Origin of the sequence: cf. Phormidesmis sp. LEGE 11477 (genome assembly GCF_015207105.1) — a bacterium.
Lineage (GTDB): Bacteria > Cyanobacteriota > Cyanobacteriia > Phormidesmidales > Phormidesmidaceae > Phormidesmis.
This window is the reverse complement of sequence record NZ_JADEXO010000101.1, coordinates 1-23,421: the sequence shown is the minus strand read 5'-3', so window position 1 is coordinate 23,421 and position 23,421 is coordinate 1. Positions and strand designations below refer to the sequence as shown.

Genomic DNA, 23,421 nt, shown 5'->3' with positions numbered 1-23,421 from the left:
GACTAGAATATGAATTCTATGAATGAAAGTAGCAACGTCTCCTCGTTAGATGAACTTACTCCAGGAACGCGCCTTTATAACTTTGTGAGCAATTCCAATCTTAGGGCAGATGGAGAAGGAGGATACGTCATCGATTATAGCGATCCGGACTATGTAGACACAGGTGAAGCCTACACATCCGGTGAGAAAGTGCCAGATGACCCTGATGTAACCGTTCGGGTTAACTTCAATACACGTACAGCGAAACTTGAGACAGGAGGCACTTCCTTGGATGTCTCGCACAACTATTTTATAGATGGATAACAGTACAGCGCTTAGGCAGCCAGGCGGAGAAAAAACGATAAAGCAAGTCTAGTCTGAGTCTGATCTACAAAATAATGACGCGATTGATTTTGTACTGGTTGATTTTCTCTATCTTCATACCTGCACTTGATTCTGAAGATGTTGAAACAGCTTCAATTCTTTCAATCTCGACTTCACAGACACCGCTAGCACCCTGAGTGTCTTAGAACTTAATTTGCACAGTTGTTGGCGCTGATTATCTCGGGTGAGGCTCGTTTATGGCGACGCGGGGTGAAGGGCTGAATCGGTGCTACTCGTCTGACCGCCAAGCTGTAGGGCGTAGAGTTTGGCATACTCGCCGCCCTGGTCAATCAGCTGTTGATGCGTGCCCTGTTCGACGATATGACCCTGCTGAATGACCAGCACCTGATCGGCCTGGGTAACGGTGCTAAGGCGGTGGGCGATCACAAAGCTGGTGCGACCTTTGAGTAGTGAGGCGATCGCGTCTTGCACCAGTCCTTCTGTCTGCGTATCGATGCTGCTAGTCGCCTCATCTAAGATCAAAATACGCGGATCAATTAACACCGCTCTAGCAATGCTGATCAGCTGCCGCTGGCCTTGGCTCAACGTCGCCCCCTGCGAACCCAGCACGGTGGCATAGCCTTGCGGTAGCTGCGTAATAAAATCGTGAATGTTAGCGACTCGCGCCGCCGCTTCGATATCGGTTTGTTCGGCGGTAGGATGGCCAAAGGCAATGTTCTCGGCCACCGTGCCGCTAAACAGAATGTTGTCTTGTAGGACATAGCCAATCTGACGTCGCAGGCTAGCCTGAGTCACCTGACGTACATCCGTCCCGTCGATTTTTACCGCGCCACCCGTTACGTCATAGAAGCGCAGAATGAGATTGATAATCGTACTTTTACCCGCTCCGGTCGGGCCGACTAGCGCTATCATTTGGCCGGGCTGAGCGCAGAGAGAAACATTGTCAAGAATAGTTTGACCTGGCACATAGCCAAAGGTAACTCGGTCAAATTCGACCTTGCCAGTAATCGGCGGCAGTTCAATCGCATCGGGGGCATCTTGCAACAGTTCGGGCTCATCGAGTAAGAAGAACACGCGCTCTAGGCCAGCGATCGCACTTTGGGCCTGGGTATAGAACTGACTGAGAATCTGAATCGGCCTAAAAAATTGTTGGACATAGAGCAAGAATGCAGTCACCGTGCCTACGGTTGCCGCACCTGTAACTGCTAGATAGCCGCCATAGGCCAGCACCGCTGCTGTTGCCAGCGTATTGAGAAAATCAATCGAGGGTAGAAACGCTGCGGTCACCGCTACCGCTTGGATGTTGGCATCTCGGTTTGCCGCATTCAGCGCTTCAAAGGCATCAATGTTGTAATCTACCCGGTTAAAGGCCTGAGCTTCTTTGACACTGCTGACATCTTCTTCGATCCGAGCGGAGAGATCGCCGATCGTCTCACGGGTGACCCTAAATCTGGCTCTAGCCCAGCGCGAGAATAGGCTAGTGGTAAAGATCATCACAGGCACCACTAGATTGCTGAGCAAGCCTAGCTGAAAGTTAATCAAAAACATCGCAATGATGATGCCAATCAAACTAAAGGTATTGCCTAAAATCTGAGGAATGCTGCGACCAAACGCCTGATCGATAACGCTGACGTCGTTTAGCAATCGGCTCATCAGATCGCCCGCTTCACTCTTGTCGAAGTAGCCGATCGAGAGACTTTGAATCTTAGTGAAAATGTCCTGACGAATCTGAGCCAGCACATTTTGAACAATCGTGCCCACCCGAAAGATTTGGACTCGAATCGCTATGGTGCCAATGACATAAACAAAAGCTAGGCCCACCACCATTCTCAGCAGCCCAGCTAGATTGCCCGGACGAATCAAATTATCGATTGACCAGCCGATGAGAAACGGCCCGACAGCCTGAGTCGAGGCTCCTATGATTACAGCGCCGATCGCCAGCGGCAGCTCTTGCCGATAGGGCTTTAGATAGCTCAGCAGGCGACGAAATGTGGGTGGCTGCTGAACTGGCTGATTGTGGATTTGGCTAGGCGTATCGGGGGCTGTGTTCGAGGCTGTGTTCATAGACAGAAATTAGACCAATTACTGGCTGACTTGAGATTCTAGAATGGCACCGTACAAGGGGCTGGTTCGCATGAGCTGTTCGTGAGTGCCGCAGGCAGCAAGCTTGCCATGATCGATTAAAAGAATGCGGTCGGCAGCTTTAATCGTGCTGATCCGCTGGGCGATGACGAAGGCGCTACAGGTGCGTGCTTTCATAATTCCATCTAGATCTGCCTGAATTTGGGCAGCGGTCCGAGCATCGACCGCTGAGGTGCTGTCATCTAGGATCAAGATTTTGTAGTCGGTTAGCAGGGTGCGAGCGATTGCAATTCTCTGTTTTTGGCCACCGGACAGTCCCACACCGCGCTCACCCACAATCGTGTCGTAGCCTTCAGGCAATCCTCGAATAAACTCGTGAATATGCGCTAGCTTAGCCACTTCGATTACTTCATCTAGCGATGCATCCGGCTTGGCATAGGCAATATTCTCTTGCAACGTTCCAGAAAATAAGGTGGTTTCTTGAAAGACAATGCCGATACGCGATCGCAAACTCTCTAGGTCAAAATCTCGCACATCGCGTCCGTCAATTCGCACCGCCCCCTTAGTCACGTCATAAAACCGCTGCAGCAGATTCACCACCGTACTCTTGCCCGAGCCTGTCCTACCTAGAATGGCAATTAGCTCATTGGGCCGAGTTTCAAAAGAAACGCCTTGCAGTGCTGGCGTGGCTGCCCCTGGGTAGCGAAACCACACATTTTCAAAGGTGATTCGTCCGCCGCACTGAGTAAAGGGCACCGCGTTCGGACGATTGGTGATTTCAATCGGCGCATCGACAATCTCGTACACCCGATCGGCTGAGGCCGCCGCCTGAGCGATCACGGGCGCGGCAAAGCCAATCAGCAAAACCGGCTGCAAAATAAACAACAAATAGGCGTTAAACGCGACCAGTTCCCCGATCGTGAACGCGCCATTGATCACCTGCGCTCCGCCGTAGCCGACCACCGCCAGTGTAATCAAATTACTCAGCAAAAAGATAAACGGAAACGTGTTGCGAATCGCCCTGAGCGTTTTGATATAAACCGCCACCAGCTGAGCGTTCATCTGGGTATAGCGGGTCTGTTCTACCGACTCGCGCGCAAACGCTTTGACTACCCGCACGCCTAGCAAATTCTCCCGCAGGACGTCGTTGAGATCGCCTAGCCGCTCTTGCACCTGGCCAAACAAAGGCTGATTTTGGCCAAAAAAGCGAAACAGCAGCGCGCCGGCTAAGGGAATCACCGCCAGTGTGATCAGCGCTAAACGCCAGTTCATTATCAGCAAAATCGTGGCAATGGTAACTAGCGTTACTACCGAGCTAATCACCTGGATCAGGCTGGTTCCTACAAACGTGCGAATCTGTTCGATATCGCTGGTGATGCGCGTCAGTAGCTGAGAGGTTTGCGCCTGATCGTGATAGCTAAAGCTGAGCGTTTCAATTTTGCGAAAGACCTGCGATCGCAGCCGATAGGCAACGCCTTGAGAGACGGCCTCACTCCAATAGCTTTGACCAAAGTTGAACAGACCGCGTGCGATCGCCACACCCACCATCAGAGCGCCTGTCACCAGCACGACCGAAAGATCCTGCGGGGCAATCCCCTGGTCGATTCCCCGGCGAAATAGCTGCGGCGTCAATGCATTGGCGACTGTCAGCAACAGCACGCTGACGATCGCTCCAAGGGTGAGCCAACCGTAGTACTTTAGATTTTCGAGTACGCGCCCTAATGACGTCATAGATGGCCTTTTTCTAGCGCTCGGCTAGCCCTTTTGAGATGAGTAGAATAGTCTTGAGGCTATGACTGTATGCTCTTATCAAGTGGTATAGCAAAGTAAGGATGCATTGATGGCGAATATTGGCGTAGCAGTAATCGGCACGGGCTTCGGGCAGAAGGTGCATATCCCCGGATTGCAGGCGCATCATCGCACAGAGGTAGTGGCGGTTTGGAATGGCGGTCGCGCCAAAGCCCAGCAGGTTGCTAGCGAGCATAACATTCCGTTTGCCAGCAGCAGCCTAGACGAAATTTTAGCCCAAGAAACCGTTCAGGCAGTAACGCTAGCGACGCCACCGTTTGCTCATTACGAGATGGCCAAAGACATCCTCAAAGCGGGCAAGCATCTGCTATTAGAAAAGCCAATCACGCTAAGTGTTACAGAGGCAAAGCACCTGCAGCAGCTAGCGATAGACAATAACGTGATTGCGATTCCCGACTTTGAATTTCGCTTTATTCCAGCCTGGCAGCACTTTGCCGATCTGCTAGGCCAAGGCATCGTCGGCAAAAAGCGGCTGATCAAAATCGATTGGATCGCGTCGAGCCGCGCTAGTTCAGAGCGGGCCTGGAACTGGTACGCCCAAAAAGAGCTGGGCGGCGGCGCATTAGGCTCAATTGGATCGCATACGTTTGACTATGTAAACTGGCTATTTGGCCCCGCTAGCAAGATTAGTGCCACATTAAGCACGTCTATTCTGGAGCGGCCCGATCCAAACACAGGAGAGATGAAGCCAGTGGATTCTGATGATGTGTGTGCGATCGCCCTCACGCTGACAGACGGCACCCTCTGCCAAATCACCCTCAGCGCCGTTAGCTACGCCGGACGCGGCCATTTCATTGAAGTGTATGGTGACAAAGGTACTTTGGTGCTGGGAAATCCTAGTCAAAAAGACTATGTCAATGGGTTCAAAGTGTTTGCCAGTGAGCTAGGCGCAGCGCTAAAAGAGGTACCTACGCCCGAACAGCTCGCCTTTCCTAAGGTGTATGCAGATGGCCGGATTGCGCCGTTTGTGCGCGTTGTCAATCATTGGATTGACTGCATAGAAGCGAATAAAGCAACGGCCCCGGCGATGCCAGAAGGAATCTACTCACAGCTATTAATGGATCTAACGCATCGATCGAACGAAACCGGTAAGCAGCTAAACGTACCGGTGTGAGGCGACAATAAACCGTATGGTTAGTAGGATTTCTAGTTTCTCTAATATATAGAAATCTTTCTAGAGAAAAAGCTTCGCCGCGTCTTTCTGGCAGCAAATTGTTGAGCTTGCTTTCTCTTTTGTAAGAATTCTGAGAGGTTGACTTGGGTTCTGGGTGATTAACGTTGTTTTTCATGGTTTGTTCAACGATATCGCGCACGGGCTCGCCGTAGTATTCGATGGTTTTTGCACCGCGAGCTTGATCCATGCCGTAGTCAATGTTGTAGGCCATAGCACCGTCGACAAACCCAGTGAACACCAGTCCACCCACAACAGCTACCATGACGGTCGCTTTTAGCAGGGTATTGATCAAAAAACTTCTGAGCGATCGCGAAGGCATGCGTTTCATTGACTGACCTGTTGCTTAATTATTTTTTAATATTAACCATTTATGAACGATAGTTCAATTTTTGTAAATAGATATGTCTAATTCTCAGCGAGAGTTAGGAGGTTCTGTCAGCGTGAACACTCTTGACAATGAAGTAGCTGATAGAGAGTGCAAGGATTGCGATCGCCAGTCCAATCAAGCTCACCCCCGACACCTCCTTGAGATCTAGGATGATGATCTTTCTAGCCACCGCCGTTAGCGACGTGACAATCACTAGCTCTACTTGCACAACGTGTTTTCGCAGATAGGCCGTAATATTTTCTAGAATCTCTAGCGCGATTAAAACGCTCAAGAACAGACCAAAGATATCTAGCAGCGTGCGACCAAAGAAAATCTTCGGATCGCCCGATCCAGTATTTCGTATTTCTGCACCCAACGACGCAAACAGGTATATAAAGAGATCAAAGATGATCACCATGACGACTAGCACCATCGCCACCGAGAGCAGCTTAGAAACCCAGCCCTCGAATCGTCCGATATTTCGTAAGAAACCCTCATCACTCAGATGGTTGCGAGTAAATTTTTTCACACCTGAATCTATGCCGCCGCTGACGTGTACCTGCCTATATTACAGGCTCAAGCTTTTAGGCTAAGATCTAGGAGGTAAGCGAGTACTGTTCGTGGAGGTAGTTGTCTGTGGTGGCACTAGTACAAGCCAAGCCGATGACAGTCAGTCAGTTTGTTGCTCAATACCATGATGTCAGTCGCTATGAGCTGATTGATGGTGAGGTCTTTGATTTGGAACCTACAGGGCGTCACGAGCAGGTAGCTGCCTTCATCGACCGCAAGCTTAATGTCCAAATTGATCAATTAGAGCTGCCTTATTTTGTCTTGCAGCGGGGTCTTCTCAAACCGCTGGGTGATCTTACAGCTTTCCGCCCAGATGTTATGGTGGTAGACACTCAGTCCTTAGCCCAGGAACCGCTTTGGGCGAAAGAATCCATGCTGACGCTAGGCGATTCAGTCAAGTTTGTTGCCGAAGCGGTTAGCAGCAACTGGCAAAACGACTACGCCCGAAAGTTTGAAGACTATGCAGTCTTAGGGATTCCAGAATATTGGATAGTTGACTACGAGGGATTGGGAGGAGAGCTTTTCATTGGGCGTCCCAAGCAGCCAACGCTAACGCTTTGCACTCTAGGCGAAGATGACCGATACCAAAAAACCATCCTACGTGACAGTCAATTGATCAGCTCGCCAACGTTCCTGAAGATGAAACTCACCGCTGAGCAGGTTCTAAACGCAGGAAGAGTTACGTTTCCAAAATAGCTTTGCTGTAAGCAGTAGTTTTCAACCTGGGCCAACGCTAACCGTTTGTTTGGCTATCTTTTGAGTAGGCTGCACCCTGGCTAATAGCTGTATAGCTGTCTCGGGCGGGGCCTGCTCTGCTGGGCAGGAGTGCTGTGAGCGTGATGCTCTTTCGGTATAGGTTCTGAGTTTAGCCTAGAGTGAGGTTGAATACTTTACGTACGAGTTGCATAGCTCATGACGGTTATTTTTGAGCTTCTTTTGCCTAGAAGACCTGTTTCCTATCAGTCAAAAAATAGCGATAATAAGAAAGCAAAGTATGAATGAGCTTGTGCGAAGTGAATTGACTGCTCAGTCACCTGCTATTCAGTTAGCTGCTAGAAACCTGAAGAAAGAAGGCTACGCTGTCGTTGTTGAGCCTGATCCGTCAATGATTCCGTTTGATCTGCGCCAATACCAGCCCAGTATCTTAGCAACTCGCGACCAGGATAATCTTATTATCGATATCAGGCCACAAGGCTCCCATCGGTCGATTGAAAGATACAAGGAAATCTCTGATATCATCAGCAGTCATAAAGATTGGCGGTTCATGCTTTCGACTATTGATGATGTTGAAACGACGGCTCTCATATCAGCCGAGCCACAGGCGAACTTACAATCTATTGACAGAATGCTTTGGAAAATAGAGTCTCTTCTTTCTGGAGAGAACTTCGACCTTACCTTGCCCTATATCTGGTCGGTATATATCTCAGCAATGAGAATTATAGGGGGAAAAGCGAATATTCCAATGGATACTACTTCTGACCGTAGCGTTCTTAACTATATGTACTCGCTTGGTGAGATCTCCTACGACGAATATGAACTAGGAAGTCGATTTCTAGCACTTCGAAATAGGGCTGTACATAGCCTCGAAGCGAATATATCCAAAGAAGAAGTACTTGATATGTACAGACACGTCAGGAGAAAGTTGCTGGAATGGGAACTGATTGAGTCGTAGTGCTTGCTATTTTTCACAAGACTCCAGTCTTAATAGGGTTAGCCCTGTCCAGCAACTACCGCTTGTTTTGTGACCACCTGAGACGGCTGCACCATGGCTAATAGCTGCCTGGCTGTCTCGGGCGGGGCTTGCTCTGCTGGGGCGGCAATGGGCGCGAGCTGTACGGCGCAGGCTTTAAGCTCGGGCTGTAGCGAGATCGGACAGGCCGCTGGATGAGTGAGAGCGTTGACTTCGGCGTCTTTGGCCCAGAGAAAGCCCCAGTGCATCGGCATGAATACGGTGCCTCGGCGGATGTTTTGAGTGACGAGGATGGGCAGCTTAGCGGCGCTGCGACGCGATCGCACTTCAACCCAGTCCCCAGACTGCACCTGTAATCGCTGCGCGTCTTTTGGATTGATCTCCAGCACCGGATGCGAATACTTAGCTACGATTTTCTCAATTCTGCCCGTGCGCGTCTGCGTATGCCAGTGACCCAGCAGCCGCCCCGTTGTCAATACCATCGGAAACTGATCGTCTGGCGGCTCTGCTAGACCCTTTAAATGAAAGGCGGCAAACTTTGCCCGTCCGTTTTCTGTTAAGAAGCGAGAATCTGTGTACAGCCGCTTGTCGAATTTATCGGCGGCGCTCTCATCCGTTTCGTGGATCGGCGCAGGCCATTGAATCGGCCCGGCAGTGGCTAGCCGCTCGTGGCTGAGCCCGCTCATATCGCATAGCCGATCTGCCGTCAGCGATACAAACTCATCATAGACCGCTGCCGCATCGGCAAAATTAAACTGCTGCTCAAATCCCAGTCGGCGACCGACCTCGGCAAAAATCTCCCAGTCCGCCTTGGCCTTTCCTACCGCATCGCGAAAGGCGGGGCAGAAGGTCACCACTCGCTCAGAATTGGTCATCACCCCAGGCGCTTCTCCCCACTGCGCCGCCGGTAGTACCACATGGGCGTAGGCAGCGGTCTCGGTTGGGTAGTAGGCATCCTGGCAAATAGTGAAGGGTGACTTTAGCAAGGCCGCCTGTGTGCGTTTGATATCGGGCATGCTCACCGCCGGATTGGTCGCAGCGATCCACATGACACCTACCGCTTCACGCTCTAGGGCCAGCATCATGTCCCAAGCCGCCATCCCCGGCTCAGCCGAAATGCTTCCTGCTGGCAGTTGCCAGGCTTTCTCAACCGTATGGCGATGCCCGGCGTTTTTCACCGATCGATAGCCCGGCAGAATATGCGCTAGCCCGCCCGCTTCTCTGCCACCCATCGCATTGGGCTGACCTGTTAAAGAGAATGGCCCTGCGCCCGCTCGGCCAATATTGCCTGTCATCAAATGCAGGTTGATGATTGTCCGCACTTTCGCAGTGCCCTCAGTCGACTGATTGACGCCCATCGACCAGAGCGAGAGTACATTTTTTGACTCGCCCCACAGCTTGGCCGCTAGCTCAACTTCTTGGGCGGTAATGCCACAGAGCTCGGCCACTCGGTCGGGCGGATAGTGCGAGACTACCTGGGCGTAGTCCACAAAGCCGTCTGTACAGTAGTCAATAAAAACGGGGTCATGCTTGTTGGCGCGAATCAACAAATAGGCAATACCGTTTAGCAGGGCAATATCAGATCCTGGCCTGATCGCTAGGTGCAGATCTGCATCTTTGGCCGTATCCGTTCGGCGCGGATCTACGACAATCAGCTTCACCTCTTTGTTCTTTTTGTGATGCTTTCTCAGCCGATTGAAGATAATCGGATGGCACTCAGCCGTATTTGTTCCAATTAAAAAGGCACAGTCTGTTGCTTCTAAATCGTCATAGCAGCAGGGCGGACCATCTGAGCCAAAGCTTTGGCTGTAGCCAGCGACGGCTGAAGACATACACAGGCGTGAGTTAGCATCGAAATTATTGGTGCCAATGCATCCTTTTATCAGCTTTTGAGCCGTGTAGTAGTCCTCTGTCTGAAACTGCCCGGAGCCGTACATGCAAATGGAGTTGGGGCCGCGCTGAACAATTGCTTTTTGAATCTCTGAAGTAATGCGACTAAAGGCTTCGTCCCAGCTCACGTGTCTTAGCGGCTGATCGAGTGAGTCGCGCATCATTGGCACCTTCAGCCGATCTCTATCGATCGACTCACCCACTGACGCCCCCTTAATACAAACCTGCCCCTTACTCGAAGGATGCGCCTTGTTGCCCACCGCCTGCCAAACGGGTCGCCCTTGACTATCGCGCGTAATTTTTCGCCCTGGCCGCGCTGGTGGGAACACTTCTAGCCCGCAGCCCACCCCGCAGTATGGGCAAAGCGTCTTGGTCGATAGGGGCTTTTTAGAGGATGAGCTGTCAAAGCGAGGCACCGTTTAGTCTCCTTTAAACTGACTTTTTAGCGTGACATTCCATCAACACCACTAGTAGACAAAATTGATACATAGTCAGAATATTTACAGATTGTATGGTTGGAAATCGTGTAGTTAAATATGTAATTGAACAATGTATATAGCCTGTACCGGATGCATTCGGGATAGGCGCGTCACTTGACCCGTTGCAACACAAAGCTTTCAGCCTGCAAACTGTACCTCAGTCAAGTGACCAAAGCTATAGTTGCCACTTGGAGATTATCAACAGATCAGTATTTATAGACAAAAGGGGAACGACTGGTTTAGTGCTCCCCTTTTCGGTAGATAGACTTTATAGAAAACAATATCTATAAAAAACAGCCCTCTAAAGCTATCAATCGCGATCAACCGTCGGTGTTCCTAATGGGCGTTAACCCATGACCGATGGATTAGGCACTACTGGAACAGCGGCTTCTTCTTGGCCTGCATGAGCATCTGCAAAGGAGTTCTTAGGCTCATCGAGGAAGAAGGCGCAGAGGAACCCGACTACCAGACCCGCTACACCTAGCACTTGGAAGAAGGCGGCATTGGCAGCAGCAGTTCCAGCAATGACGGTTGGATCAGTGATATCGCCAGCAGGAACGAGCGCCTCTTTTAGCAGTAGCAAGGTTGTTAGATAAGCGATCGCACCCACGTTGCCATAAGCGCCCACGTTACCGGCAACTTGACCTGTAATTCGAGGCTTAACCAGCGGTACTAGGGCAAAGGTAGCACCCTCCGCAGCCTGGACAAAGAACGAACAGACCATGACCAGGATAACAGCGCCTGCTATTGGCCAACCGCTACCGACTGTGCTGAAGATTAGATAGCAAATGCCCATGCCAATCAATAGCACCGCCATTGTCCACTTACGGCTGCCGACAGAGTCGGAGATAATGCCGCCGCCCGGACGAGAAACCAGGTTCATAAACGCATAGCTAGCCGCAATCATCCCGGCGATCGCCGGATTGAGACCAAACGTGCCCTCGAAGAAAGCGGGCAGAATGGTCACCACCGCTAGCTCTGAGCCAAAGTTAACAATATAGGTAAGCTCTAGTAGCGCTACTTGCTTAAACCGATAGCGGTCTTCAGCCGGGTATACCTTGCGCCCAGCCAACAGATCTTTGTTCACAGCCCAGCAGTTGTAAGACTGGAAAATATAGAGACCGAGCAAGCCAATCCAAGCAATCACCATGCCACTAGGGGACAGGAAGTTAACCTTCTGTAAGCGCCAAGCGAGCACCATTAAGATGCCTGTGAGCGGCACGTTCATCGCCATCAAGAACCAGAAGTCACGCACGGTGGTTACTTCAATGCCGCGAGCGCTCTTAGGCTTGTGATAGACCCGGCCTGGTGGCGTATCAGTTACGTTGAAGTAGTAGAAAATACCGTACAGAGCAGCAAAAATACCAGAACCAGCGATCGCCGCTCTCCAGTTCAATACTTCACTACTAAAGGTCATGCCTAGCACGGCAAAAGGCTTAGCCTCAGCAAAGCTAAAGGAGCCCGGCAAGAAGCTCAAAGCCATAGCGATTAGCACCATTGTAAAAGCAGAAAAGGCAGAGCCAAAGTTGCCCCAGCCGCCATAGATACCTTCAGCCGTACCTACGTCTTTCGGCGGGAACCATTCTGCCGTCATGCGAATGCCAATGACGAAACCCGCACCGACAATACCCATCAGCAAGCGACCAACTACAAGCTGATTAAAACTCGTTGCCGTTGCAAAAATCAAACAGGGAATCGCCGAATACACTAGCAAACAGGTGTAGGTAATTCGAGGCCCATACTTATCTAGCAACATGCCAATAATAATCCTGGCCGGAACTGTTAAAGCAATGTTGCAAAGGCCAATCGTGCCGCGCTGAGGGCCTGATAGGCCAAACTCTTGTTGAATGGTCGTCGCAAATGGAGGGAAGTTAAACCACACTACGAACGACAAAAAGAATGCAAACCAGGTCAGGTGTAAAATTTTATACCTGCCTTGAGTTGGTTTAGTAAACAACTCTCCGATCATCTTGCGCTATGCTCCTATGTATAAAGACGTTGTGATTCGGAAAACGCTGAGTCACAAACGGATAAGCTCGAAGCCTTTGGGTTGCCGCCCGTAGGCTTCTTTTTTGTGGCCCGACAAGCTGATATCAGATGTCAGGCCAGGGAGTGCTCCCATCGTTGGAAGACTTCTATTTTTGTAGAAGCACCTTTGTAGAGGCACCTTTATGTAGGTACCTTTATAGAGAAACCGCAGACGCAGATACGAGACTTTCTAAAAAGTGCTTGCCCACCGCCAACGAATACTCGCTATTTGGCCACTGCGCCAAATTTTTCTGTCAGCAAATCGGTAAGCACCGATTCTAGATCCTCGCAAGGGACTGCTTTCATCACCCGCTCACCTAGCTGAGCATGCTTGCCGACTTTGCCACCCATGTAGATGTCCACAGCTTCTACAGACTTACCATCCTTGCGAGCTTTGGTGCCCAAAAAGCCAATATCGGCCACCTGGGGCTGTCCGCAAGAATTTGGGCAGCCGGTCCAGTGCATCCGCACTGGCTGGTCTACGCTCAAACTCGAATCTAGCTTTTCTGCGAGTGCCTGCGCTCGCTGCTTGGTCTCAATTAGGGCAAAGTTGCAAAAGCGAGATCCGGTGCAAGAAACCAAAGATCTAGAAAGCGGTGCGGGATTGATTGAGAACTTTTGAACCGGCGCTTCTTGTAAAAACGCCTCTAAACGAGAATCGGGGATGTTTGGAATGATGGCATTCTGCTCAACGGTCAGGCGAATCTCGCCATTGCCATAGACTTCGGCTAGGCGGGCAAGTTCAAACATATCATCGGCGAAGATATGGCCAACGGGTATGTGAAGACCTACATAGTTCAAGCCGGGTTGCTTTTGAGAATGCACGCCCAAATGGTCGCTTTTTCCTTCTTCTGTGATGGCATCTTCGGGTGCAGCTGGCGATAGTGTTATGCCCATCTGCGCTTCTACAGCCGCCCGAAAAGCGTCGAGGCCCATTTCTTCGATCAGCCACATCAGTCTAGTTTGCTGACGATTGCCCCGAGAGCCGTTGTCTCTAAAGACCGTTAGAATAGCTCGGCAAATTTCAACAACCGTATCATCGGCGGGCACCCACGCATTTAAAGGAATTGCCGAATCGCAGCGCCGCGCCGAGAAAAAGCCACCCACCAAGACATTAAATCCTAGCTCGCTACTTTCATCGCTATCTTTAAAGGCAGGGATAAAGGCAATGTCGTTTATTTCTGAGTGAATAGAGTCTTCTCGGCTCCCTTCGATGGCAATATTGAACTTACGGGGCAGGTTAGTAAAGTCGTAGTTCCCTTCACCATTGTTAGTGATCATATCTTGGACTTTGATCACTAGCCCTTGCGTATCGATCAGTTCGTTAGCAGCAATACCGGCAACGGGTGAGCCAGTAATGTTACGAACATTGTCCATCCCCGACTGCATAGATGTCAGCCCGGCCTGCTCGAAGCGCCTAAAGATGTCTGGAATGTCTTCTAAGCGAACACCGCGCAGCTGTAAGTTTTGGCGAGTAGTAATATCAGCGCAGCCATCATCGCCATAGCGCTGGACGATCTCAGCTAGCAAACGCATCTTATGGCTAGAAAGCACGCCGTGAGGCATCCGCATTCGCAGCATAAATTTGCCGGGAGTCACTTCGCGGTAGAAGACACCTAGCCATTTCAACCTGCCGGTGAGATCTGTTTTATCGATCGCCTCCCAGCCCATTTCCGCGAACTTGTCTAGCTCGCTCTTAACAGCTAAGCCATCCTTTTCGGCTTTATACTTTTCAAACTTATTTTTTTTAGCTTCTTTCTTTTCTGTCTTTAAAACGCTTGGTGATGTAACCATGCTCCATCCAAATGCTAATAGTCTAGTGCTGAAATTTACTGTCTATCTTTTCGTACGAATGACTTTTCCAAGAGAGAAAACGAAGTATGTAGCTAATACCATCCAATCGACAAAATAACCCTGCAAAAACACTTTAAGTCGTACGAAATCAGCGCCTGAAAGCCTATGAAGCCCTGTAATACTGCAATAAACAGACAATACTGCACAAGAGAAACAAGCTTAAGATCGCCAACTATTTGAAATCGTTAAGAAAGTGGTAGGCACATCAATTACCACTGGCAGCTAATACGCCTACCCACCACGCTTATAAGGAACCGTTTTAGGGTTTGTCTAACTCGTTTTGTATTGAGTTGAACCTAAGATATGGAAATTCAATCCTCTGTTTTGTATTATCTACTACGGTTTATATCGGGAGACGGACTTATTTTGCGTTTTTTGCATGCTGAGTATGCGTTATTTTCATCTCACTAATTTTGTCCCTATACAATTTTGAACGAAGGTAGACAGAGAACGGTGGCAGTAGGAATTGTCTTTTGTGACAACTGCTGCCCTAATATTGTGAGGAGAAGTCTAATAATATGCTGCCTGTGAACCCCGTTTCTTCGACAGAACATGCTGCGGCTGAAAGTTTGTCTATATCTAGAACCGCTGTTGCAGATGCGATCGATCAGGCGATCGCATCCCTTGAAGAAAATGATTTTCATAGCCATTGGCAAAGCGCTAAACAGCTATCTGAGCAAATTAGCCAGTGGGGCGATCGCCCTATCCCTCATCTTATTCACTGTCTGCGAGCAGCAAGCGATCCTAATACGCAGTGGTTCTTAGTCCGTATCCTCAGTCAGTTTGACCAAGCTGAAGTGATTGAGGCGATTGCCGAGCTGCTGGCGACTACCCAAAGTGAGGATTTGCAGATAGAGGCGCACCGGGCACTGACCCGCATTGGCGGTAGCGCAATTGAAACAGTCAGCGCTCTGCTCGACCGTGAAAACCCCATAGAGCAGCGCATTTTAGCGGTTAAAGTGCTAGCGCATATCCGTCGTAGCCAGGCGATCGATCCTTTGCTGAGCGTGGTGGAAGACAGCAGCGCAGAAATTCGAGCGATCGCCCTAGAAGCCTTAGGTAGCTTCCACGACCCGCGCATTACGCCAGTCTTGCTAGCAGCTCTAAAAACCACTACCAAACCCGATGCCCAAACCGATACTAATAGCGCTGATGTCTCGATTTGCATAGAGGCTATTCGCACCCTAGGTCGTCGCAGCGATCTACTCCCGCAGGTCGATCTGGTGAATCCGCTGCGGCAATGTCTGCGCCGTCAGGATCTTCGGATCGCTCAAGAAAGCGCGATCGCCCTGGGCCGACTAGGTACAAAAGAGGCTGTTGCTGCGCTTAGTCAAACGCTGATGCAGCCCGTGGCTACCCCAGTAAAAGCAGCGATTGTCCGGGCACTAGGCTGGATAGAGACAGAGAGTGCCGTGCGGTCACTGGCGATCGCCTTCGAGCAGAGTGCGCCGCTAATCATGCCTGCTATTAAGCCAGAGATTGCTCGGGCTTTAGGCCAAACCCGTCAGCCCCAGCTAAAGTCACAGGCGGCCAGCCCGTTGATCGCCTGGTTACACCGAGAAAACAGCCAGCCGACCAATAACTTGTCTCCCGATTCCTTAACGGATCAAAGTGCTGCCAACCAAAGTGCCAACGAGTGGAAAAATCTGTCTGCTCAGCCCGTATCGGCCTTCAAGCAAGCGGTCGTCTCCGCTCTCGCTGGGCTCGGTCAAACCGATGCGATCGCCGCGCTGATTCCGCTACTGGCAGATTCAGATCTGCGAATTCAGATGCATGCTCGCAGCGCCCTTCACCAGATCGATCCCGAAGCGGCTAGAGCTCAGATTCAGCGCTATCTAATTAGTGCAAGACACTCCAACGTCTTAAAAGACAAAGTAAAAGAAAGTCTCAAAACTTGGTAAGGGAGGCTCCTTGGATAACGTAACGGTCTTCTGAGTTATAGCTGTAAGAGCGAGAACAAATCATCGATCATCATAGGTAGCAGCTACCAGGCAATAACGCTAGGTAGCAACCCCTACAAAACGATTGAGTTGCATGTTTTACATTTGGGTATGCAGTTTATGTGACTAAGAACAGGTTTTCTAACCCCTTGCTTGCATTGCATAGCTCCTACTTCATCTACCCCTATGCGTTTAGAACAGTTGCAGGCTTTTTTGGCGGTCGCCGATACGGGTAGCTTTCAGGCGGCGGCGCATCAGTGTAGTGTGACCCAATCTACCATCAGTCGCCAGGTGCGCTCTATCGAAGAAGATTTGGGCGTGCCGCTGTTTCACCGAACCGGGCAAGTCAAGCTAACGCTAGCTGGCAATAGCCTCAAGCCTAGGGCCGCACGCATTTGTAAGGAATGGACGCAGGCTCAGCAAGAGATTGAAGACTTGATCAATGGCAAGCAGACCGAGCTGTGTGTTTCAGGTATTCATTCGGTCTGTGCTCATCTACTGCCGCCGATTGTGACTCAGTTTTGTCAGCGCCACCCCAACGTGCAGCTACGAGTGACCGCTTTGGGCAGCGATCGCGCGCTCAAAGTCCTGCGCGATGGCTTGGTCGATATTGCTATTGTCATGCACAACCCGCTGCTAACCAACAATCAAGAGATGGTCGTTACCCCACTTTACGAAGAGCCTGTGGAGCTGCTGATGGCAGCCGAACATCCTTTATCTAAGCACGATGTGGTGCCCTGGTCAGAGCTAGCCCGGTTTCCGCAGGTGGTGTTTAAAGACGGCTATGGGATGCAGCGCGTGGTGCAAAATCAGTTCAAAGAGCATGGCCAAGAACTCAAAGTTGCCCTAGAGCTTAATACGCTAGACGCTTTTCGAGGGATCGTTCGTCAGGGCAATCTAATCGCCCTTTTGCCCCAGTCAGCACTCACTGACAGTCGCCGCGATCCCGATCTGGTGGTGCGTCCGATTGGCGCGCCGACCCTATCGCGCAAAGTGGTCATGGTCACGACTCAAGATCGGCTGATGATTCCACCGATTCAACAGTTTTGCGAGCTGGTTTCACAGCAAGCGAGCGATTGCTTCTCGCAGATTAGCGACTTAGCGACGGATCCAAGAGATTTGGGATCATTAGCTGATTCTGCTGATACCCGGCAGTCGATGCTGAGTAGCGTTAGGATGCCTGGGGGCGATCGCTTGCTTTCTAGGCTGCCTTCTTAGACCACCTTTGCAGAACACTTTTACCGATGAGTGATCGACTGACGAATGAACAGCATATTTTGTTTAGGGATCTGCTTAAGAAAGTAGGCAGCGGCACTCACACATCGAAGTCTTTGAGCCGAGAAGAAGCGGCAGTTGCGACTGAAATGCTGCTGCGGCAGGCCGCTACGCCCGCCCAGATCGGCGCGTTCATGATTGCCCAGCGGATTAAGCGGCCCACGCCTACTGAACTAGCAGGGATGCTCGATGCCTACGACCAGCTTGGACCTAGGCTCAGCGCAATCGATAGTCTGTATCCAGTAACGGTATTTTGTAATCCCTATGATGGGCGATCGCGCACCGCTCCAATCACCCCGCTCACCGCCCTGATTTTAGTCGCCGCCGACGCGCCAGTCGTGCTGCACGGTAGCGGCAGAATGCCCACCAAGCACGGTCTCCCTTTAATCGAAGTTTTTAACGCGCTTGGACTCGATTGGCAGACGCTGATCACCCTCGAACAGGTTCAATCTGTCTTCGCCCAGACGGGTTTGGGCTTTGTCTATCAGCCGATTCTGTTTCCTCTAGCCGAGGCACTCGTGGACTATCGCGAGCAGATTGGCAAAAGGCCGACGCTAGCGACGGTTGAAATTATGTGGTCACCCTACAGCGGTCGTCAAAATGTAGTGAGCGGCTATGTTCATCCGCCGACGGAAGAAAGAACACAAATTGCCTTTACTGAGCGAGGCATCGATTTCTTTACGACGGTGAAAGGGCTAGAAGGAAGCTGTGATATTGCTCGCGATCGCACCGCCATTATCAGCCTCAACCGGCTAGAAGCAGGAAACTTGAAAACCGAGCGGCTTTTGCTGCACCCCAGAGACTACGGCTTTGAGAGCAAGGACCCAGTCTTACCCTCGCTCGAAACGCTATCGCTGGACTATCGAGAGGCGATCGCCGGTAAACCCAATGAAATCAGTCGCTCAGCGGTTTGGAACAGCGGCTTCTATCTCTGGCGAGCGGGCCGAGTAGAGAGCATAGAGCAGGGGTTTGAACTGGCAAACGCGATGCTCGCTAGCGGCGCTCTGCAGCAGAAACTACAGCAGATTAAGTCGTGCTTAGACGCGCAAAGCAGCCCGCACTCGCCTAGTCGTTTTCTAGTCTCCAGCTAGCTGCTTTGACTGGCTAGGCTGGAGCTGAGCGTCTTCTCTTCGAATCCAGGCATTGAACCGGTTAGGCTGAACGCAGGGCACATTATCAAGCTTATCTTGCAGCTCAGCGCTAAAGGAAGCAAACAGACCTGCTAGCGCCTGACGATCGGTTATACAGCTTTGTAATGTGACTAGCTGCTCTAATGTCCAGTTGTACAGGTCAGTATCGCCTTGAGAGATCCGAGTGTTGATCTTGGTTTCAAACTGAGCGAGCTGGGCATAGAACTTTCTCATTTCCTCTCTGAACGCATTCACATCAAAGGTGAGCTGCTGCTTTTTGATATCGGCCAAAATGTCCATTTTCACCGAGGTCGTCAGGCTATTAGTAACCTCTTTATTCACAATAGAAGAAACATCGTTACGCAGATTGATAACTTTGTTTTCCAGATTCGCATTGATGCGTTTATCAAGCTCACTTTGGAAGTTTTGAGTGACTAAGGCTTTGATCTCTTCTGACTGATCAGCTACTTTGAGGGTGAGCTGTTCTTCAAGCCTGTGGGCCGTCTCAGAGACATTTTGAGTCATGTCCTTGCTGATAGAAGCGGCCAGATCGCTTTGAAGGCTAGCGATCTTACTTTCTAAAGCGCTTGTGATCTGCTTATCTAGCTCATTTTGAAAGACCTTAGTAACTGAGATATTAATATCGTTGGACTGATCGGCAATTTTCAGCGCTAGCTGCTCTTCGAGCCGTTTGATCGCCTCAGAGATACTTTGGGTCATATCTCTAGTCACCGAAGCAGAAACATCGTTACGCAAGTTGACAACTTTATTCTCTAGCGTCGAGCTGATGCGTCTATCTAGCTCGCTTTGAACCGTTCTAGTAATTTCTGTTCTTTCTTCCCCTCGCTGCGCGGTTAGCTTAGCGCTGATCTGATCTTCAATAATAGTGGTGATTTTAGTATCTAGCAGCTCGATTAACCGCTGATCAAAGTAGCCAGACCAGGCGTCGAATGTCTGGTTAAAGCTAAGCTCGATTTGCTGCATCAGCGTTTTCATCATGAACTCCATCCTGGCAACCTGGCTCGCTAAGCTCTTAACTTGAGCCTGAGAGTTTCTCGTGATGAAGCTTTCGAGCTGATCCCACTGGTATGAAGTATCCGCCTGGGTCTGGCCCTGGGTCGATATGGACGCTTCGGACTGAGAGGCAACCTGTTTCCAAACTTCTTCCATTTGGTTGGCATCAAATTGGAAGCTAAAAGCAAACTCTTTATTGAAGCCCTGAGAGCTAGTGCCCTGGGAGCTGGTGCCCTGAGAGCTAGTACTCTCGGAGCTAGTGCCTTGAGAACTGGTGCTAGTTTGACTAGTCGTTTTAGATATCTGCTCAGACGACGAGTTAGAAGTTTGAGTAGTACTCTGGCTAAACGTTTTACCAGCAGTTTGTTCTATCGTTTGTTTGGTAACGCTGCCTGAGGCTGCTAGCGCCTCTGCTTTTTGATATTCACTAGACACTTCAGCTTCGGTCACCGCATTCACGTCTAAAATGATCTGGCCTTCATTATCTTCTTTGTAGGTGTCGAAGAAAAAGCCTGATACGGTAGTGGTTTCTTTTACCTCTAAAATGAAATAGTCCTGCAGGCTGTTGAGTGAACACCAAGACTCGCTGATTTCGGCGTTGGTGAGATTATTAATAAACTTACCGCCTTGAATGAGTAGAATTGCCCAAGGCTCAAGCTGGAATTTCTTCTCTTCACTCCAGTAGCTAGCGGTTGATTCTCGAATGTTGAAGCGGTAGTTTCCAGGTGTCAACGTCAGGCTATTGACATTTTGTTGAGTAAGCTGGGATAGCAGCTTAGGCTGTAGCAGAAAGCTATTTTTCTTGGCCTCGATACTCAGCGTCTGAGGGGAGTCGGGGGCAGATTCGCTGGCGATAGAGAGGGTAACAGAGCCAGCGTTGTTCACCCCTGTAAAGCCAAAGAACAGCGCATGTAGGAAGACGGGCTCTTTGGCTTCTATCCGAAGCGTGTCATTGTATCCATTCAGCGTTGTCCAGGTAGTCCCGGCTTCATAGCCGGTCGTTTTGTTGATAAAACTGCTGTTGTTCGCGCCATACAGCCAGAGTAATACGAGTGGTTCTCTCTCATCGCTGCGCTCGGTGTGCTGGTACTGACCACTTTGAATGCGGATACTGTAGCTGCCTTCGCTGATGGTGTAGGCGCTAGCAACCGATTCTTGCAGGACTTTCATGTCATCGGCGTTGATAACATAGCAATTCTCTTTAGTATCAATAGTCAGGGAAGTCATAGTTTCTTCTGTAGCGAGGTCAGTAGGTTGCGAGTTAGGTTGCGATTTTTTTGCCGGCTGGTTCTCTGCCGGCTGGTTCTCTGCTGCTGGCTGGCTTTTTATAGAGGGAACGACGGCCATACCGGCCCAGCAGGCAGGCGGAATTGTGTTGTTAAACAAGACTGCTTTACCGGTGGTGGTGTCAATGCGGACAATTTGACCGTTAGTGCCACCTAGTCCGGGATAGTTTCCAGTTGCCCCATAGAGAACGTCGTCAATAAACTTCATGCTGGCTATCCCAGGGAAGCCAGTTTCACCAATGAGCGAGACGCTGCCTGTTGTTAGATCGCAAGTGGCAAGATATTTCTTAAGGTCTGTGCCAGTTAGGGTAATGAAGAGCTCGCCTGCACGATTAAACGCAATTTCACCACAGACGCGATCGCGCGCCTTCAAGGTAACCACAGCTTTACCCTGGCCCATCTTCGTATCAACGACCACAATCTTGTCTGCCGCTGATGCATACAGCTTTTGATCGGCCAAGTTATAAGAGAGGCCCGCTAGCGAAAATCCAGTATTTCCTACCAAAGTTGAGCGACCTGTAGCCGGATCTACCTTGATCAGACTCATCGTGCTGCGTGAACCAAACCCTTTGCGACCTCTCTTCTTAAGGCCGTATAGCTGCTGGCCAACAACTGAGAGATCGTAGATTTCAGCTCCAAGCTCACCCACCAGCTGAGTCCTGCCGCTGACAATATTCAGCGTATACAGATTACTTCGCTTCTGGCTGTAGTCTTGAACGTAGATCGTTCCAGGAATTAACTGACTCGACTGACTCGTCATAACTGACCTTTTTATGTAGCTAAATAATGAATACAACAACTTTTCACCCGTGGCTAAGCACGCGCGTAAACCAACCGTGTCTAATTAACATGCAGCCCAGCCCCGATAGACGTGCAGCGATATGTCTAGGGTGCATCCCACTTTCATAAGTTATCGCTCGCCCTCACCCTAAATCCCTCTCCCGATGAAAGAGGGACTTTGAATCCGGTTCCCCTTCTCCCTACTCTACGAGAAGAGCAAGCTCTACGGGAGCAAGGGGTTAGGGGATGAGGGCTCAATAGCTCTGCATAAATGGGATGCACCCTATGTCTACTGTCGTAGAGGCGAGATTAATTCTTACTTTCAATGCTTACTTTTAGATGCTCTCACGGAGGTTAAGAGAGGGTCAAGGGAGAAAAGTTAGTCTGTTGGAGGGGCGTTTGGTTTGTACATCGTTTTTGCCAGCTAGACAAAGTGTGAAAAGCGATAAAAGTGGGTTTTCTCTAAATAACGTTACGGGCGAATCTTATAGATTTCGGATGCCTCTATGATAGGAAAGATGAGAAACGTGAAATGGCTAGTGCATTGACTAATGGCAATCAAATAGAGGTCGATAACCTTGATAGCGTTGTAGAACAGCTACTGCAGCGAAAGCTAGAACCGCTAGAGCGATTCGTTTTAAATGAATCTTGGCTAAAGCGGACCTACGCTCAAATGGCGCAGAAGTCGAGCTATGGCGCAGAATATGTCAAGCATGTGGGATTCAAGCTTTGGTCGGAGCTTTCTATCATCCTAGATGAGACGGTTAGTAAAAAAAACTTACATCTTATTTTCACAGAAGCACGCTTTCGAGATTTCTTACAGGTTCGGAATGCCCACACGACTTTTCCAGAGACCGCTATCTCACAAACAGCTATTTTAGAAACAGCTTTTCCGAGTTCTCAGCGCGTTTGTCCATCAGGGCGATCGCAGCCCAAGTCATTACAGCCCAATTCATCACAGCCCAGTTCATCCCAGGCATCTGTGATCACAATGATGCCCTCTGGCCCCGTACCGCTTGATTCTCCGCTATATATTCAGCGATCGCCCATAGAAGAAACCACGTTCCGCGAGATTAGCTATCCAGGCTGTTTGCTTAGAATTAAAGCGGCTAGGCATATGGGCAAAAGTTCGCTGCTCAACCGATTGCTAGTTTATAGCCAAAAGCAAGGCTACCGAAGTGTGAAGCTCAACCTCAACGAAGTAGATACGGCTACCTTCAGCAGCTTAGATCGCTTCTTACGCTGGTTTTGTGCCAACCTTAGCTCGCAGTTGTCGCTGCCTTCTCAAGTAGATGCCCTGTGGGATGAAGAGATGGGCAGCAAAGTGAACTGCAAGCTGTACATGGAGCGATATATCCTATCGAAAATATCCGAGCCGATTGTGCTAGGTATTGACGAGCTGAACCGAGTATTTGAACATATGCCCACTGCGCGTGACTTCTTACCGATGCTGCGAGTTTGGCACGAGCAATCCAAGGATGACGCTCTCTGGCAGAAGCTGCGGCTGGTCTTGGTTCATGCAACTGATTTTTATATCCCATTAAACCTTAACCAGTCTCCTTTCAATGTGGGGCTGTCTTTGAGCCTACCTTCATTTACCCTCGACCAGCTCAAAGAACTAGCGCGGCGCTACGAGTTAGAAGGATTGTTGCAAGGATCGGGGGCCTGGCAGCTTAAGTCTCTTCACTGCTTAATCGATGGCCATCCCTACTTAGCCGGGTTAGCCTTC

At 50.1% G+C, this 23,421-nt stretch carries 15 protein-coding genes; 8 read left to right on the top strand and 7 right to left on the bottom strand.

The features are described 5' to 3' along the window. Positions 1–84: 84 nt before the first annotated feature. On the top strand, positions 85–303 hold the full coding sequence (locus IQ256_RS22180) for a hypothetical protein (protein WP_193857875.1): 219 nt from the start codon (positions 85–87) through the stop codon (positions 301–303). 255 nt (positions 304–558) lie between these two features. Here the strand turns inward: IQ256_RS22180 and IQ256_RS22175 are convergent, their stop codons facing one another. Together IQ256_RS22175 and IQ256_RS22170 are read right to left on the bottom strand one after the other, a co-directional pair. After that, a complete protein-coding gene (locus IQ256_RS22175) occupies positions 559–2,388 on the bottom strand; it encodes an ABC transporter ATP-binding protein (RefSeq protein ID WP_193857874.1) in 1,830 nt (609 codons plus the stop codon). A gap of 18 nt (positions 2,389–2,406) precedes the next feature. Further along, positions 2,407–4,137, bottom strand: a complete 1,731-nt coding sequence (locus IQ256_RS22170) for an ABC transporter ATP-binding protein (protein ID WP_193857873.1) — start codon at positions 4,135–4,137, stop codon at positions 2,407–2,409. A 109-nt stretch (positions 4,138–4,246) separates the two neighbouring features. On the opposite strand from IQ256_RS22170, the gene IQ256_RS22165 reads away from it, so the two are divergent. Beyond that, complete coding sequence (locus tag IQ256_RS22165) at positions 4,247–5,329, top strand: Gfo/Idh/MocA family protein (RefSeq protein ID WP_193857872.1); 1,083 nt, start codon at positions 4,247–4,249, stop codon at positions 5,327–5,329. A gap of 482 nt (positions 5,330–5,811) precedes the next feature. Here IQ256_RS22165 and IQ256_RS22160 read toward each other — a convergent pair whose 3' ends face one another. Continuing rightward, positions 5,812–6,285: a phosphate-starvation-inducible PsiE family protein gene (locus tag IQ256_RS22160; protein WP_193857871.1), complete on the bottom strand. Its 474-nt coding sequence runs from the start codon at positions 6,283–6,285 to the stop codon at positions 5,812–5,814. A gap of 107 nt (positions 6,286–6,392) precedes the next feature. Between IQ256_RS22160 and IQ256_RS22155 the strand changes: the two genes are divergently transcribed. Together IQ256_RS22155 and IQ256_RS22150 are read left to right on the top strand one after the other, a co-directional pair. Then, entirely contained in the window at positions 6,393–7,022 is a 630-nt protein-coding gene (locus IQ256_RS22155; RefSeq protein ID WP_370623520.1) for a Uma2 family endonuclease, read from the top strand. A 298-nt stretch (positions 7,023–7,320) separates the two neighbouring features. After that, entirely contained in the window at positions 7,321–7,998 is a 678-nt protein-coding gene (locus tag IQ256_RS22150; RefSeq protein WP_193857870.1) for a hypothetical protein, read from the top strand. Between the two features lie 38 nt (positions 7,999–8,036). On the opposite strand, the gene IQ256_RS22145 is transcribed toward IQ256_RS22150, so the two are convergent. The 3 genes from IQ256_RS22145 to IQ256_RS22135 all read right to left on the bottom strand — a co-directional run bounded on the left by IQ256_RS22145 (position 8,037) and on the right by IQ256_RS22135 (position 14,207). After that, a complete protein-coding gene (locus IQ256_RS22145; protein WP_193857869.1) occupies positions 8,037–10,322 on the bottom strand; it encodes a nitrate reductase in 2,286 nt (761 codons plus the stop codon). A gap of 409 nt (positions 10,323–10,731) precedes the next feature. Continuing rightward, on the bottom strand, positions 10,732–12,354 hold the full coding sequence (locus IQ256_RS22140) for an MFS transporter (RefSeq protein ID WP_193857868.1): 1,623 nt from the start codon (positions 12,352–12,354) through the stop codon (positions 10,732–10,734). 284 nt (positions 12,355–12,638) lie between these two features. Beyond that, entirely contained in the window at positions 12,639–14,207 is a 1,569-nt protein-coding gene (locus IQ256_RS22135) for a ferredoxin--nitrite reductase (RefSeq protein WP_193857867.1), read from the bottom strand. A 578-nt stretch (positions 14,208–14,785) separates the two neighbouring features. On the opposite strand from IQ256_RS22135, the gene IQ256_RS22130 reads away from it, so the two are divergent. The 3 genes from IQ256_RS22130 (at position 14,786) to IQ256_RS22120 (ending at position 18,573) form a co-directional block, all read left to right on the top strand. Next, positions 14,786–16,168: a HEAT repeat domain-containing protein gene (locus IQ256_RS22130; protein ID WP_193857866.1), complete on the top strand. Its 1,383-nt coding sequence runs from the start codon at positions 14,786–14,788 to the stop codon at positions 16,166–16,168. A gap of 225 nt (positions 16,169–16,393) precedes the next feature. Beyond that, the gene (locus IQ256_RS22125; protein WP_193857865.1) at positions 16,394–17,425 is read left to right on the top strand and encodes a LysR family transcriptional regulator; all 1,032 of its coding nucleotides are present in this window, start codon (positions 16,394–16,396) and stop codon (positions 17,423–17,425) included. Positions 17,426–17,451: 26 nt separating this feature from the next. Beyond that, on the top strand, positions 17,452–18,573 hold the full coding sequence (locus IQ256_RS22120) for an anthranilate phosphoribosyltransferase family protein (RefSeq protein ID WP_193857864.1): 1,122 nt from the start codon (positions 17,452–17,454) through the stop codon (positions 18,571–18,573). Here the strand turns inward: IQ256_RS22120 and IQ256_RS22115 are convergent. Further along, positions 18,559–21,672 (bottom strand): hypothetical protein, encoded by a 3,114-nt coding sequence (locus IQ256_RS22115; RefSeq protein ID WP_193857863.1) that lies wholly within the window; start codon positions 21,670–21,672, stop codon positions 18,559–18,561. The two genes, IQ256_RS22120 and IQ256_RS22115, sit on opposite strands and share 15 nt — an antisense overlap. Positions 21,673–22,224: 552 nt before the next feature. On the opposite strand from IQ256_RS22115, the gene IQ256_RS22110 reads away from it, so the two are divergent. Beyond that, the coding region (locus tag IQ256_RS22110; protein WP_193857862.1) for an AAA-like domain-containing protein at positions 22,225–23,421 on the top strand (1,197 nt) is incomplete at its 3' end.

Bases quoted from the DNA above. Each gene is read 5' to 3' on its own strand.
- IQ256_RS22175 (WP_193857874.1), bottom strand. From the start codon at position 2,388: ATGAACACAGCCTCGAACACAGCCCCCGATACGCCTAGCCAAATCCAC.
- IQ256_RS22170 (WP_193857873.1), bottom strand. From the start codon at position 4,137: ATGACGTCATTAGGGCGCGTACTCGAAAATCTAAAGTACTACGGTTGG.
- IQ256_RS22165 (WP_193857872.1), top strand. From the start codon at position 4,247: ATGGCGAATATTGGCGTAGCAGTAATCGGCACGGGCTTCGGGCAGAAG.
- IQ256_RS22150 (WP_193857870.1), top strand. From the start codon at position 7,321: ATGAATGAGCTTGTGCGAAGTGAATTGACTGCTCAGTCACCTGCTATT.
- IQ256_RS22140 (WP_193857868.1), bottom strand. From the start codon at position 12,354: ATGATCGGAGAGTTGTTTACTAAACCAACTCAAGGCAGGTATAAAATT.
- IQ256_RS22135 (WP_193857867.1), bottom strand. From the start codon at position 14,207: ATGGTTACATCACCAAGCGTTTTAAAGACAGAAAAGAAAGAAGCTAAA.
- IQ256_RS22130 (WP_193857866.1), top strand. From the start codon at position 14,786: ATGCTGCCTGTGAACCCCGTTTCTTCGACAGAACATGCTGCGGCTGAA.
- IQ256_RS22125 (WP_193857865.1), top strand. From the start codon at position 16,394: ATGCGTTTAGAACAGTTGCAGGCTTTTTTGGCGGTCGCCGATACGGGT.
- IQ256_RS22120 (WP_193857864.1), top strand. From the start codon at position 17,452: ATGAGTGATCGACTGACGAATGAACAGCATATTTTGTTTAGGGATCTG.
- IQ256_RS22115 (WP_193857863.1), bottom strand. From the start codon at position 21,672: ATGACGAGTCAGTCGAGTCAGTTAATTCCTGGAACGATCTACGTTCAA.